The 13,430-nt window shown below is 73.1% G+C and carries 12 protein-coding genes; all 12 read left to right on the top strand.

All coding sequences use genetic code 11. From position 1 onward, the window contains the following. The first annotated feature begins 15 nt into the window (after positions 1-15). Complete coding sequence (locus ACIO1C_RS27325; protein WP_401867989.1) at positions 16-1,659, top strand: polyamine aminopropyltransferase; 1,644 nt, start codon at positions 16-18, stop codon at positions 1,657-1,659. Between the two features lie 172 nt (positions 1,660-1,831). Continuing rightward, on the top strand, positions 1,832-2,896 hold the full coding sequence (locus tag ACIO1C_RS27320) for an SRPBCC domain-containing protein (RefSeq protein ID WP_401867987.1): 1,065 nt from the start codon (positions 1,832-1,834) through the stop codon (positions 2,894-2,896). 9 nt (positions 2,897-2,905) lie between these two features. Beyond that, the gene (locus ACIO1C_RS27315) at positions 2,906-3,733 is read left to right on the top strand and encodes an aldose 1-epimerase (RefSeq protein ID WP_401867984.1); all 828 of its coding nucleotides are present in this window, start codon (positions 2,906-2,908) and stop codon (positions 3,731-3,733) included. Between the two features lie 46 nt (positions 3,734-3,779). Beyond that, positions 3,780-4,319 carry an orotate phosphoribosyltransferase gene (pyrE, locus tag ACIO1C_RS27310; protein WP_401867982.1) on the top strand — a complete coding sequence of 180 codons (540 nt, stop codon included), beginning with the start codon at positions 3,780-3,782 and terminating at the stop codon, positions 4,317-4,319. 195 nt (positions 4,320-4,514) lie between these two features. Continuing rightward, positions 4,515-5,546, top strand: a complete 1,032-nt coding sequence (gene fbaA, locus ACIO1C_RS27305) for a class II fructose-bisphosphate aldolase (RefSeq protein ID WP_401867979.1) — start codon at positions 4,515-4,517, stop codon at positions 5,544-5,546. A gap of 76 nt (positions 5,547-5,622) precedes the next feature. Then, positions 5,623-6,849, top strand: coding sequence for a MalY/PatB family protein (locus tag ACIO1C_RS27300; protein WP_401867976.1), 1,227 nt, complete (start codon positions 5,623-5,625; stop codon positions 6,847-6,849). Positions 6,850-6,873: 24 nt separating this feature from the next. After that, positions 6,874-8,394 carry an MFS transporter gene (locus tag ACIO1C_RS27295; protein WP_401867973.1) on the top strand — a complete coding sequence of 507 codons (1,521 nt, stop codon included), beginning with the start codon at positions 6,874-6,876 and terminating at the stop codon, positions 8,392-8,394. Between the two features lie 64 nt (positions 8,395-8,458). Next, the gene (locus ACIO1C_RS27290; protein WP_161310685.1) at positions 8,459-8,872 is read left to right on the top strand and encodes a DUF3151 domain-containing protein; all 414 of its coding nucleotides are present in this window, start codon (positions 8,459-8,461) and stop codon (positions 8,870-8,872) included. 200 nt (positions 8,873-9,072) lie between these two features. After that, entirely contained in the window at positions 9,073-9,741 is a 669-nt protein-coding gene (locus ACIO1C_RS27285; RefSeq protein ID WP_401867970.1) for a DUF3152 domain-containing protein, read from the top strand. A gap of 161 nt (positions 9,742-9,902) precedes the next feature. Then, positions 9,903-10,796, top strand: a complete 894-nt coding sequence (locus ACIO1C_RS27280) for a tryptophan 2,3-dioxygenase (RefSeq protein ID WP_401867967.1) — start codon at positions 9,903-9,905, stop codon at positions 10,794-10,796. Next, entirely contained in the window at positions 10,789-12,072 is a 1,284-nt protein-coding gene (kynU, locus tag ACIO1C_RS27275; protein WP_401867965.1) for a kynureninase, read from the top strand. Before ACIO1C_RS27280 ends, kynU begins: the two co-directional genes overlap by 8 nt. A gap of 125 nt (positions 12,073-12,197) precedes the next feature. Then, positions 12,198-13,103 (top strand): alpha/beta hydrolase, encoded by a 906-nt coding sequence (locus ACIO1C_RS27270; protein ID WP_401867962.1) that lies wholly within the window; start codon positions 12,198-12,200, stop codon positions 13,101-13,103. Positions 13,104-13,430: the final 327 nt, after the last annotated feature.

The following is a 13,430-nucleotide window of genomic DNA, read 5'->3' as shown; positions in this document are numbered from 1 at the left end:
ACGTAGCGTTACGGCATGATCGAGCAGTCCGTCTCCTCGCCACCGCAGGGTGGACCGCCTCACGGTGGGCCTCCCCCAGGCGGACCGCCGCAGGGCGGGGCGCGGCTGCCCGTGCGGCCGGATGCCGGCCGCTTCCTGATTCTCGCGGTGGTCTTCATCTGCGCCGCCTGTGGACTGGTGTACGAGCTGGAGCTGGTCGCGCTCGCCTCGTACCTGATCGGGGACTCCGTCACGCAGGCGTCCGTCGTGCTCTCGGTGATGGTCTTCGCGATGGGCATCGGCTCGCTGCTCGCCAAGCGATTACGGCCCTGGGCGGCGGTCGGGTTCGGGCTGGTGGAGGCCGCGCTCGCGCTGCTGGGGGGCTGCTCGGCGCTGGTGCTGTACGCGAGTTTCGCGTGGGTGGGCGAGTCCCGGTTCGCGCTGGTCGCCTTCTCGCTCGCCATCGGCGTCCTCATCGGCGCGGAGATCCCGCTGCTAATGACGCTCATCCAGCGCGTCTCCCGGCAGGACGCGGGCGGGACGGTCGCGGACCTGTTCGCCGCCGACTACGTGGGCGCGCTGGTCGGCGGTCTCGCCTTTCCGTTCCTGCTGCTGCCGTGGCTGGGCCAGTTGACCGGAGCGCTGCTGACGGGCGCGGTCAACGCGCTGGCGGGCGGGGCGCTCGTCCTGTGGGTCTTCCGCCGGGACCTGACGCCGCGTTCCCGGCTGCTGCTGGTGATCGTCAACGTCCTGGTGCTGGTCGTGCTGGCGACCACCGCGGTGCTCGTGGACGACTTCGAGCGGGCCGCGCGCCGGGCCGTGTACGGGGACCGGGTGCGGGTCGCGGTACACACGGAGGTCCAGGAGGTGGTGCTGACGGGCGGGCGCGGCGAGCCGCTGGACCTGTATCTGGACGGGCGCCTGCGGGTCAGCGGCCGCGACGAGTACCGCTACCACGAGGCGCTCGTGCACCCCGCGATGCGCGGGCCGCACGGCCGGGTGCTGGTCCTGGGCGGGGGCGACGGCCTGGCCGCGCGGGAGGCGCTGCGGTACGGGGACGTCCGCGCCGTCACGGTGGTGGAGCTGGACCCCGGGGTGGTCCGGCTGGCCCGTACGGACCCGGCCCTGTCGGAGCTGAACGGGCACGCGTATGACGACCCGCGCCTGCGCGTGGTGACGGCGGACGCGTTCGCCTGGCTGCGCGGGCGGCGCGGCGAGACGTACGACGTGATCGTCTCGGACCTGCCGAACCCGGGCATCACCGCCAGCACGAAGCTGTACTCGGAGGAGTTCTACGGCCTCGCGCGCGGGGTCCTCGCGGACGGCGGCCGGCTGGCGGTGCACGCGGGCTCGCCGACGGCCCAGCCGCGTACGTACTGGACGGTCGACGCGACCCTCCGGGCGGCCGGGTTCGGTACGAGCCCCTACCGTGCGGAGGGCCGGCTCACCCGCTTCACGGCGGGCCCCGACCGGGTCAGGGGCGGCCGCCCGGCGACGGGCGACTGGGGCCTGGTCCTGGCCGCGAGGGGCCGCCCGCCCCGCCTGGGCCTCGCGCCGGGAGCCCCTCATCTCCGCTCGCTGACCCGGTCGGAGCTGGCCTCGGACGCCCGGGAGGCGGCGGGCTCCCGCGTGGGCGGGCTGCCGGCGTCGACGTTGGTGCATCCGCGGTACGGGGAGTGAGGGGGCCTGTCCAGGCGGGGACCGGGCCGGTCGGGTGGGTGACGGGGGGCGGCCGGGTGGGCGGGGGCGAGGGCGTGGTCGGTGGGGGTGGAAGCCGGGAACCGCACTCGTACGGACTCGGTTCGTCGCTTGGGGGCGCTCTACCCGGCCCGGCTGAGTAGGCTCGGTTCCCATGGAGCATGAGGTGTTCGTTCCGGTGACGGCAGAGACCCTCCGGCAGACGCTGCGGGACCCCGTCCGCGTCGCCCGCTGCGTACCGGGACTCCAACAGGACGCGGACGCCGCCGCGGGCGCGCTCGCCGGGCGGCTCAAGGTCCGGGCCGGTGGCCACACCATCACCTACCGGGGCGCGCTGACGCTGACCGAGGGCGCGGACGGTGTCTTCACCGCCGGGGCCGAGGGTACGGAGATCCGCGGAACGGGCTCCGCCAAGCTGACGCTCACGCTGCGGCTGACCGACGCGCCGGACGGCACGACGCTCGTCTTCACCGGCGCCTCGCGGGCCGAGGGCCGCCTCGCGGAGCTGCCCTCGGAGGCGGCCACGGCGGCCGCGCACCGGCTGTTGAACCGGTTCGCCGCCCGTTTGGCGGAAGAAGCCGTGACGCCGGAGTCGGCCGGGGCGCCGGAGGGGACGGGGTCCGCCGGGCTCTCCTCGGGGGCGCCCGAGTCCTCTGAGCCCTCTGAGCCCTCGGAGACGCCCGCCGCCCCGGACAAGCCCGCGCCCCCGCCGTCCGCCGACAAGGCCGCCGACCCGCTGCCGCCTGCCCAGGACGACCACGACGCCCACGACGACCAGGACGCCGACGCCGACGACGACCAGGACGCTGACGACGACCAGGACGCCCACGGCGACCACGACGCCGGCCCGGACGCCGTCGACCCCGACCCCGATGCCGACGCCGGCAGTGGGTTCGGGGCCTCCGTACCCCCATCGGCCCTCGACGGCCCCCCCGACGCCCCGCTCGACGTGCCCCTCGACGGCGAGACCACCGCCGGCGAAGGTGACTTCCTGGTCCCCGACGAGCCCCCCGCCGAGGCCGCGCACGCCCGCCGCACCATGATCGGGCGCAGCGCCGAGGAGGTCGACCACGCGCCGCCGCGCGGCCGGTACGCCCCCGTGCCCGCCCCCGAGGCCGCGGGGGCCGTCGGCGCCACGCTCCGGTGGATCGCGCCCGCCGCCGCGCTCGCCCTCGCCTCCGCGGTGGTCGTCGGGCGTGTCCTGCGGCGGCGCAAGTAGTGTCGGAGGGTGACTAGCAGCGATGAGAGCATCCGACTGAAAGCCGGCAACGCCGAGTTGACCATCGACCCGGAGAACGGCTGCCGGATCAGCAGCCTGCGGATCGACGGAGCGGAACTGCTGCGCCAGGGCGAGCGGTTCGGCTGCTTCCCGATGGTGCCGTGGTGCGGCCGGATCGAGAACGGCCAGTTCCGCACCGGCGATGTCGTGCACCAGATGCCGCTGAACTCCGGCGCGCACGCGATCCACGGCACCGGCCGCGACACCAGCTGGCGGGTCGCCCGCACGAGCGGGGTCGAGACCGAGGGCCGGGCGGCGGCCACGGAGAGCAGGGCGGCGTTCAGCTACGACCTGACCGAGCCCTGGCCGTACAGCGGACGGGTCTCGCAGACCTTCGAGCTGGCCGAGGACTCCCTGATCCTCACGATGGGGGTGGAGACGTACGACTCGTCGTTCCCCGCGCAGGCCGGCTGGCACCCGTGGTTCCGGCGCAACCTCGGCAACGGTGACGTCCACCTCGACTTCAGCCCGGCCTGGCAGGAGGAGCGCGGCGAGAACTCGCTGCCCACCGGCCGCCGGATCGAGCCGGTGCCGGGCCCCTGGGACGACTGCTTCGGGATGCCCGACGGCGTCGACGTCACCCTGACCTGGCCGGGACAGCTGCGGTTGAAGGTCACCAGCCGCGAGGAGTGGGTGGTCGTCTACGACGAGCAGGACGAGGCGGTCTGCGTCGAACCGCAGTCGGGCCCGCCGAACGGGCTGAACACCGTGCCCCGCCTGGTCACCCCGCTGGAGCCGCTGGAAGTGTCGGCGAAGTGGAGCTGGCAGCGGCTCTGAGCGCACCCGACAGGGGCCGTGACACCGCCGGTCTAAGCTCGTGACCATGACTGACGTACGCGCTGAACTGCTCCAGCAGATCAAGGACATCGCCGTGGTGCACGGCAGAGTGACCCTTTCCTCGGGTCTTGAGGCCGACTGGTACATCGACCTGCGCCGGATCACGCTGGACGGTCACGCCGCGCCGCTGGTCGGCCAGGTCATGCTGGAGACCACCGCCGGGCTGGACTTCGACTGCGTGGGCGGGCTGACGCTCGGCGCCGACCCGGTGGCCACGTCGATGCTGCACGCCTCCGCCGCGCGCGGGAAGCGGCTGGACGCGTTTGTGGTCCGCAAGGCGCAGAAGGCGCACGGCATGCAGCGCAGGATCGAGGGCACGGACGTCAAGGGCCGCCGCTGCCTGGTGGTCGAGGACACGTCCACCACCGGCGGCTCCCCGCTGACCGCCGTGGAAGCGGTACGGGAAGCGGGCGGCGAGGTCGTCGCGGTCGCCGTCATCGTGGACCGGGGCGCGGCTGCCACGGTGCGGGAGGCGGGACTCCCGTACCTCCACGCGTACACGACGGTCGATCTCGATCTGGCCTGAGGCTCCTGGGGTGTCTGTTACCTGCCGTGACCTGGCCTTTTGTGGGCATGGGGGCTGTTTCACGTGAAACAGCCCCCGCTCAGGGTGGAGCCACCACAAGAGTCTGGAAAGATGGGGCCGACGATGACGTCGCCCCACGACATGCCCCCGGTCAGGGACTAGTCCTCACACCCGCACATCACAAGGAGCGGCCCGATGCCCATCGCAACCCCCGAGGTCTACAACGAGATGCTCGACCGGGCGAAGGCAGGCAAGTTCGCCTACCCGGCCATCAATGTCACCTCGTCCCAGACCCTGCACGCCGCGCTGCGCGGCTTCGCGGAGGCCGAGAGCGACGGCATCATCCAGATGTCCACCGGTGGCGCGGAGTTCCTGGGCGGTCAGTACAACAAGGACATGGTGACGGGCGCGGTCGCGCTCGCCGAGTTCGCCCACATCGTCGCCGCGAAGTACGACATCACGGTGGCGCTGCACACGGACCACTGCCCCAAGGACAAGCTCGACACGTACGTCCGTCCGCTGATCGAGGTCTCCGCCGAGCGCGTGAAGGCCGGCCGTAACCCGCTCTTCCAGTCGCACATGTGGGACGGCTCCGCCGAGACGCTCGCCCACAACCTGGAGATCGGCTCGGAGCTGCTGGCCAAGGCCGCCGCCGCCAAGATCATCCTTGAGGTCGAGATCACCCCGACCGGTGGCGAGGAGGACGGCGTCAGCCACGAGATCAACGACTCGCTCTACACCACGGTCGAGGACGCGCTGCGTACCGCCGAGGCCCTGGGCCTGGGCGAGAAGGGCCGCTACCTGCTGGCCGCGTCCTTCGGCAACGTGCACGGCGTCTACAAGCCGGGCAACGTCGTGCTCCGCCCGGAGCTGCTCAAGGACCTCCAGGAGGGCGTCGCCTCGAAGTACGGCAAGCCTGCGGGGAGCCAGCCCTTCGACTTCGTCTTCCACGGCGGCTCGGGCTCCTCGGCCGAGGAGATCGCCACCGCGCTGGAGAACGGCGTCGTGAAGATGAACCTCGACACCGACACCCAGTACGCGTTCACGCGGCCCGTCGTGGACCACGTGTTCCGGAACTACGACGGTGTGCTGAAGGTCGACGGCGAGGTCGGCTCGAAGAAGACGTACGACCCCCGCACCTGGGGCAAGCTCGCCGAGGGCGGCATGGCCGCGCGGGTCACCGAGGCGTGCGGCGCGCTGCGCTCCTCGGGCACGAAGATCAAGTAGTAGGCACCGGCTCAGCACTCCGGGCCCGGTATCCCACACGATGCCGGGCCCGCGTCATGCCCGGAGGGACCTCACCATGGGCCACGTGGACTTCGACTTCGACACCGCCATCGACCGCACCGGCACCTGGTCCGTGCAGTGGGACGGCGTCGCGGACCGCTTCGGCGCCGCGGCGGCCCACGGGATGCTGCCCTTCACCATCTCCGACATGGACTTCGCGTCGCCGCCGGTGGTGCTGGACGCGCTGCACCGCCGTATCGCGCACGGCGTGCTCGGCTACACGGACTGGCGCAACGACGACTTCCTGTCGGCGGTACGGCACTGGTTCGCGAGCCGGTACAACACCGCGATCGACACGGACCGGCTGGTGTACGCGCCGTCCGTGCTCAACCAGCTCTCGCAGCTGCTGCGGATGTGGACCGGGCCGGGGGACGGGGTGGTGGTCCACACCCCGACGTACGACGGTTTCCTCAAGGCGATATCGGGCCTCGGCCGCGAGCTGCGCGGGGCGCCGGTCGGCGACACGGCCGCGCTGGAGCGGCAGCTCGCCCGGCCCGGCAGCAAGGTGCTGCTGCTCTGCTCGCCGCACAACCCGACCGGGCGGGTGTGGACGGAGGACGAGCTGAGGGAGTTCGCGCGGCTGGCGGAGGTGTACGGGGTCGCGGTCATCAGCGACGAGATCCACGCGGACTTCCCGCACAAGGACTTTCTCCGCGACGACCCCGACCCCGCCGGCTCCCGTACGACCGGTACCGCCGGTGCTCACCACCTCCCCTGGACCCGCTTCGGATCCGGGCGCTGGGCGCTGATCACCTCCGGCTCCAAGGCCTTCAACTTCCCCGCGCTGAGCGGTTCGTACGGCATCGTCGGCGACCCCGCCGACCACGCCGCCTTCGTCCGCAGGATGGCGACCGGCGAAGGGCTCGAATCGCCCGCCGTACTGGCCCTGACCGCCCACATCGCCGCGTACCGCGAGGGCGGCCCCTGGCTGGACGCCCTCAACGCGTACGTCGAACAGAACCTCCTCCTGCTCGCCGAGCGGTTGAACGCCGCCTTCCCACAGCTCGACTGGCGTCCGCCGGAGGCCGGTTACCTCGCCTGGATCGACCTGCGCCCCCTCGGGATCGACGACGACGCGCTCCAGCGGGAGCTGGTCGAGCGCGAGAAGGTCGCGATCATGCGGGGCTCGACGTACGGGGCCGGCGGCGACGGATTCGTACGGCTCAACGTGGGCTGTCCGCGCGCCAAGGCGGAACGGGGTGCCGACGCGCTGATCCGTGCGCTCGGCAGGCTCGCCACCTGACTCCCTGGCGGGGATGATCCGGGTATGGAGATCAGGCTGTCCTCGGCCCAGGGCCGCTGGATCATTCTCACGACGGTGCTCGGTTCCAGCATGGCCCTGCTGGACGGGACCGTCGTCAACGTGGCGCTGCCGCACATCGGGGACGATCTCAACGCCGACCTGGCGGCCCTCCAGTGGACCGTCAACGCGTACACGCTCACCCTGGCCGCGCTCATCCTGCTCGGTGGTTCGCTCGGCGACCGGTACGGGCGGCGGCGGATCTTTGTGGTCGGGGTCGTGTGGTTCGGCATCGGCTCGCTGCTGTGCGGGATCGCGCCCACCGCCGACCTGCTGATCCTCGCGCGGGCGTTGCAGGGCATCGGCGGGGCGCTGCTCGTCCCGGGATCCCTGGCGATCATCCAGGGGAGCTTCCACCCGGACGACCGGGCGCGCGCCGTCGGGGTGTGGTCGGGGCTCGGCGGGGTGGGCGCGGCGGTCGGGCCGTTCCTCGGCGGCTATCTCGTGGACGGGCCCGGCTGGCGCTGGGTGTTCCTGATCAACCTGCCGCTGGCGGCGATCTGTGTGCCGGTGGCGCTGCGGCACGCGCCGGAGTCCAGGGACCCGGCGCACCACGGCCGGTTCGACGTGACGGGCGCGGTGCTGGGCGCGGGGGCGCTGGCGCTGGTGACGTACGCGCTGATCGCCAAGGAGCTGTGGTCGGGGATCGCGGGCGTGGTGGTCGCGGTCGGCTTCGTCCTGTACGAACACCGCAGGCCCGATCCGATGCTGCCGCTGTCGATTTTCAGGTCCCGGCTGTTCACCTCGGTGAACCTGGTGACGCTGTGCGTGTACGCGGCGTTCGGCGGGTTCTTCTTCCTGGGCTCGCTCCAGCTCCAGGTGGTGGTGGGGTACTCGGCGCTGGGCGCGGGCGCGGCCCTGCTGCCGACCACGGCGCTGATGCTGCTGTTCTCGGCGCGGTCGGGGGAGCTGGCGGGGAAGATCGGGCCGCGCATCCCGCTGACGGTGGGGCCGCTGCTGTGCGCGGCCGGGCTGCTGCTGATGCTGCGGGTGGGCCAGGGCGCCTCGTACGTCGCGGACATCCTGCCGGCGCTGTTGGTGCTGGGCCTGGGGATGGTGACGATCGTCGCGCCGCTGACGGCGACGGTGCTGGCGTCGGTGGAGGTGGGGCGCGCGGGCCTGGCGAGCGGGGTCAACAACGCGGCGGCCCGCGCGGCGGGCCTGCTCGCGGTGGCGGCGCTGCCGCTGATCGCGGGGACGAGCCCGGAGGCGTTCCGGTCGGCGACCGAGTTCAACCACACGTTCCGGACGTCGATGCCGTGGTGCGCGGGGATCCTGGTGGTGGGGTCGGTGATCGCGTTCCTGACCGTACGGACGCCGAAGGTGGCGGCGGGAGCGGCGGGGGCGCCGGACGGGCACGAGCAGCCCGAGTGCAGGATCCACTGCGGATTGTCCTCGCCGCCGCTGGAGCCGGTGCGGGGGCTGGAACCGCGGCGGAGCGGGGAGGGTGGCACGGGCGATCGTCCGGCGACGGACGGCGGCCGGTGAGGCGGTCCGCGGGGAAGGCCGCCGATCGGGGCGGGGGCCCGGCGGGGCAAGGCAGACTGTAGGCATGGCCATTCACAAAGATCTTCTCGGGGGGCCGCCCCCCACCGAACTGCCCGACGATCCCGAACCGCGCGAGCTGCTCGCCAACGGGACCTCGCCCGCCGATGTCGCCGCGAAGTACCCGACCTCCTCGCTGGCCTGGGCCCGGCTCGCCGACGACGCGTTCGAGGGCGGGCGGGTCGTCGAGTCGTACGCGTACGCCAGGACCGGGTATCACCGCGGGCTCGACTCGCTGCGGCGCAGCGGGTGGAAGGGGCACGGCCCGGTGCCGTGGGAGCACGAGCCGAACCGCGGCTTCCTGCGCGCCCTGCACGCGCTCGGCCGGGCCGCGCAGGCGATCGGTGAGCAGGAGGAGTACGAGCGCTGCTCGACGTTCCTGCGCGACTCGTCGCCGCTGGCCGCGGACACGCTGGGCTGAGCCAGGCCCGTACGTGCGCTGTCTGCGGTTCGCAGCCGTCCCGCTCGTCCGCTGAGAGCTGATCGCGGTTCGATAATCATTGAACGAGCAACCTTGCGAAGGCCCGCCCCGTCTCTCCGGGGGTGGGTCTTCGTTGATTTCCGGTGCGAGTTCCGGTGCGAGTTCCGGTGCGAGTTCCGGTGCTGAAGGGACTGAGGTGCATGGCGGTGGTGAGGGGTGAACGCCGTGGGCCGCGCGGCCGCGCGCTGCTGTTCGGTCTCTGCCTGGCGGTCCTGATCGGCGCCGGCGCCTCGCTGGGCTCCTGGCAGCGCGGCCCCGAGCCCGCCACGTTCACCACCGCGCGGGCGGAGGGCAGCCCGGTCGGCGCCGGCACCCCGCGCCGCTACCTCGTACAGGTCGAGACCGGTACGGGCCTGTCGGCCGACAGGGCGGCCACCGAGATCCAGCACATCCTGGCCGACCCGCGCAGCTGGGCCGCGCACGGGCGCGGCGCCTTCCAGCTGGTCTCCTCGGACGCCGACTTCGTCGTCAGGATCGCCACCCCGGCCACCGCCGACCGGCTCTGCCGGGCCGAGGGGCTCGACACCCACGGCGAGCTGAACTGCGAGACCTCCGAGGGCGTGGTGGTCAATCTGCGGCGCTGGACGGAGGGCTCGCCCACCTTCGACGGGCCTGCCTCGGACTACCGGCATCTGATCATCAACCACGAGATCGGCCATGAGATCGGCATCCGCCGGCATCTGGCCTGTCCGGGCCCCGGCCGGCCCGCGCCGGTGATGATGCAGCAGATCAAGGGCCTGGACGGCTGCCGGGCGAACGCCTGGCCGTACGACAGGAAGGGGACGTACCTCTCGGGCCCCTTGGCCTGAGCCGTCCTCGGCGGGGGGCGCCGACCTGGCCCGACGGGGCTCCTGTGGCCTGGCGGAGCCGTGCGGCGGGAGCCGGATTATGATGCGGACAGGGGACCGGAGCTCCGAGACGAAACGGAAGGGGCGGACCGCTACCCGGTAGCAATATCGAGGAGACAGCAATGTCGCACGCCCCCGATGCCTCCGGATCCGCGGGTTCGGACACGCCGCATTCGGACCCTTCGCATTCGGACACCCCGCACTCGGACACCCCGCATCTCGACTTCGCAGGCACCACCCCGTACGAGGACTACGTCCAGGCGGACGTCCTCACCCACCTCCAGCACCCCCTCTCCGACGACCCGGGCGAGATGGTCTTCCTCGTCACCACGCAGGTCATGGAGCTGTGGTTCACGGTCATCGTCCACGAGTGGGAGACCGCGTCCCGCGCCCTGCGCGAGGACCGGATCCAGGTGGCCGTCGACGCGCTCAAGCGGTCCGTACGCGAGCTGGAGGCGCTGAACGCCTCGTGGAAGCCGCTCGGACAGCTGACGCCCGCGCAGTTCAACTCGTACCGCAGCGCCCTCGGCGAGGGCTCCGGCTTCCAGTCCGCGATGTACCGGCGGATGGAGTTCCTGCTCGGCGACAAGTCCGCGTCGATGCTGGTCCCGCACCGGGGCGCCCCGCGCGTCCACGCCGAGCTGGAGAAGGCCCTGCACGAGCCGAGCCTGTACGACGAGACGCTGCGGCTGCTCGCCCGGCGCGGGCTGCCCGTGCCCGGCGCCGTGGTCGAGCGCGACCTCTCGCGGAAGTACGAGCCGTCGCCCGAGGTCGAGCAGGTCTGGGCCGGCGTCTACGCCGACGCGGACCAGCACACCGAGCTGATCAGGCTGGGCGAGGCGCTGACGGACGTCGGCGAGCTGGTGTGGCGCTGGCGCAACGACCACCTGGTCGCGACGCGGCGCGCGATGGGCTCCAAGACCGGCACGGGCGGATCGGCCGGTGTCGCGTGGCTGGAGAAGCGCGCCACCAAGAACGTGTTCCCCGAGCTCTGGACGGCCCGCAGCCATGTCTGACCCGACCCGTACGGACCGTACCGCCGTGCTCCCCGCCCTCGCCGCGAAAGCGACCGGCCTCGCCGCCAGGGCCGCCGCCCTCGACGCGGCCGACGAACTGGCCGACCGCCGCGCCCTGTTCGCGCTCGACGACCACTCCGTCTACCTGGACGGGAACTCGCTCGGCGCCCTGCCCCGCCACGTCCCCGACCGCATGCGCGACGTCATCAGCCGCCAGTGGGGCGAGCTGCGGATCCGGTCCTGGACCGAGGGCGACTGGTGGACCGCGCCCGAGCGGATCGGCGACCGGATCGCCCCGCTCGTCGGCGCCGCACCGGGACAGGTCGTCGTCGGCGACTCGACCAGCGTGAACGTCTTCAAGGCCCTGGTGGCCGCCGTCCGCCTGCTCGACCCCACGGACCCGGCGAGGGACGAGATCCTGGTCGACGCCACGACGTTCCCCAGCGACGGGTACATCGCGCACTCCGCCGCCCGGATGACGGGCAAGCCGCTCGTCCCCGTCGACCCGGCGGAGCTGCTGGGCTCGCTCGGCCCGCGCACGGCCGTCGTGCTGATGAACCAGGTCGACTTCCGTACGGGGCGCCTGCACGACCTCCCCGGGATCACCGCCGCCGTACACGAGGCCGGCGCGCTCGCCGTCTGGGACCTGTGCCACAGCGCGGGCGCGCTGCCGGTGGGCCTGGACGCGCACGGTGTGGACCTCGCGGTGGGGTGCACGTACAAGTACCTGAACGGCGGCCCCGGTTCGCCCGCCTTCCTGTACGTCGCCCAGCGCCACCAGGCCGCTTTCGACTCCCCGCTGCCCGGGTGGACCTCGCACAGCGACCCGTTCGCGATGGCCGCGGAGTTCGAGGCCGCCGAGGGCGCGACGCGGGGGCGGGTCGGTACGCCCGACATCCTCTCGATGCTGGCGCTGGAGGCGGCGCTCGACGTCTGGGACGGGGTGCGGATCGAGACCGTACGGGCGAAGAGCCTGGCGCTCACGGACTTCTTCCTGGAGTGCGTGGAGGCGTACGCCCCGGCGGGGCGGGTCGGCCCGCTGACCCCGTCGGCGCACGCCGAACGCGGCAGCCAGGTCGCGCTGCGCTGTGCCGAGGCCCCGGCGGTGATGGACGCGCTCATCGCGCGCGGGGTGGTCGGCGACCTGCGCAGGCCGGACGTGCTGCGGTTCGGCTTCACGCCGCTGTACGTGGGTTTCGCGGACGCGGAACGGGCGGCGCGGGTGCTCGGCGAGGTACTGGCCGAGGTGCCGGCGGAGGTGCCTGCCGGCGGGTGACGCGGCTGCCGTTCGGCGGATGGCGTACGGGGCGGTGCCCGGGGATGTGATCGACTCCGGGTCCGACTGGTACCGTCCCGGCTGATCAGGTCAATTCGCAGCCTGTACCTAGAGGTTGGAGCACCATGCCGGACCCCGGCGCGCACGATCCCGTGGTTCGTGACGCAGCAGAGACCGAGTCGGCCTTCTCCCACCCGGTCGTCCCGCCCGACGCGACCGTCGCGTACGGCGACCACCCCGATCAGGTGATCGACTTCTACGCGCCCCGGGGCAACCAGGAACGGGTCCCGCTCGTCGTCGTGTTCCACGGCGGCGCCTGGCGCGCGCGGTACGACCGCGCGCACCTCACGCCGTTCGCGGACTTCCTGGCGCGCCGGGGATTCGCCGTGGCGAACGTGGAGTACCGGCGCGGCCCGGGCATCCCGCACCAGGGCACGGGCGCCCCTGAGGCGGACGCGGACCGGCCGGCGGCGGGCCGCTGGCCCGAGACGTTCGACGACGTGGCCGCCGCGATGGACGCGCTGCCCGCGCTGGTGACGGCCGCCGTGCCGCAGGCCGACGCGCGCCGGATCGTGGTGACCGGCCACTCGGCGGGCGGCCACCTCGCGCTGTGGGCGTCGGCCCGCCATGTACTCCCCGAGGGCTCACCCTGGCGACTGCCGCACCCGCCACCGCTGCGCGGGGTCGTGGCGCTCGCACCGATCGCGGACCTCGCGCGGGCGGTGGAGCTGGACGTGTGCGGCGGGGCCATCGTCCAACTGCTGGGCGGCGAGGACCGCTTCGAGGAGCGCCGGCCGAGCGCCGACCCGGCGGCCCTGCTGCCGACGGGCATCGCGACGGCCGTGGTGCAGGGCCGCACCGACCTGACCGTGCCGTACGAGGTGGCGGAGGCATATGTGGACGCGGCGGCGAAGGCGGGCGAGACGGTGGGCCTGACCGTGCTGCCGGACGTGGGCCACTTCCCCCTGATCGACCCGGCGGCGGACGCGTGCGCGGTGGTGGCGGAGGAGATCGCACAGCTGGCGTGGTGAGGCGGCCGGGGCTCCGCCGCCGACAGGCCCCGCACCCGCGCGAACCGAGCCAGGACGCCACGGGCCCGGCCGTCGCGCACCGCACCGCCCGGCCACCCCACCCCCTGTGAACGTCGTCACCGCCCGCCCCGCGCGTACCGCCGCCCGCCCTGCCGCCCAGCGGGCACGCGCCCCCGCGCCGACTCGCCCCCGCATCAGGCGACATGGTGCTCCCGGCCGACAGACCCCCGCCCGCGTCCGCCCTCCACGTACCCCCGTAGTACCTGCGACGGACCCGCCGGGATCCGCTTCGGTGGTGACGACCCCGGGCGGCTCTCCGCCTACCTT

The sequence above is a fragment of the Streptomyces sp. NPDC087420 genome, from assembly GCF_044744165.1.
GTDB lineage: Bacteria > Actinomycetota > Actinomycetes > Streptomycetales > Streptomycetaceae > Streptomyces.
The sequence above is the reverse complement of the archived record's forward strand: the minus strand, read 5'-3'. Positions and strand labels throughout refer to the sequence as shown.

Coding starts and splice junctions, on each gene's coding strand:
- pyrE (WP_401867982.1), top strand. CDS start 3,780: ATGACTGACGTACGCGCTGAACTGCTCCAGCAGATCAAGGACATCGCC.
- ACIO1C_RS27325 (WP_401867989.1), top strand. CDS start 16: ATGATCGAGCAGTCCGTCTCCTCGCCACCGCAGGGTGGACCGCCTCAC.
- ACIO1C_RS27285 (WP_401867970.1), top strand. CDS start 9,073: ATGGCGGTGGTGAGGGGTGAACGCCGTGGGCCGCGCGGCCGCGCGCTG.
- ACIO1C_RS27290 (WP_161310685.1), top strand. CDS start 8,459: ATGGCCATTCACAAAGATCTTCTCGGGGGGCCGCCCCCCACCGAACTG.
- ACIO1C_RS27270 (WP_401867962.1), top strand. CDS start 12,198: ATGCCGGACCCCGGCGCGCACGATCCCGTGGTTCGTGACGCAGCAGAG.
- ACIO1C_RS27295 (WP_401867973.1), top strand. CDS start 6,874: ATGGAGATCAGGCTGTCCTCGGCCCAGGGCCGCTGGATCATTCTCACG.
- fbaA (WP_401867979.1), top strand. CDS start 4,515: ATGCCCATCGCAACCCCCGAGGTCTACAACGAGATGCTCGACCGGGCG.
- ACIO1C_RS27280 (WP_401867967.1), top strand. CDS start 9,903: ATGTCGCACGCCCCCGATGCCTCCGGATCCGCGGGTTCGGACACGCCG.
- ACIO1C_RS27320 (WP_401867987.1), top strand. CDS start 1,832: ATGGAGCATGAGGTGTTCGTTCCGGTGACGGCAGAGACCCTCCGGCAG.
- ACIO1C_RS27300 (WP_401867976.1), top strand. CDS start 5,623: ATGGGCCACGTGGACTTCGACTTCGACACCGCCATCGACCGCACCGGC.
- kynU (WP_401867965.1), top strand. CDS start 10,789: ATGTCTGACCCGACCCGTACGGACCGTACCGCCGTGCTCCCCGCCCTC.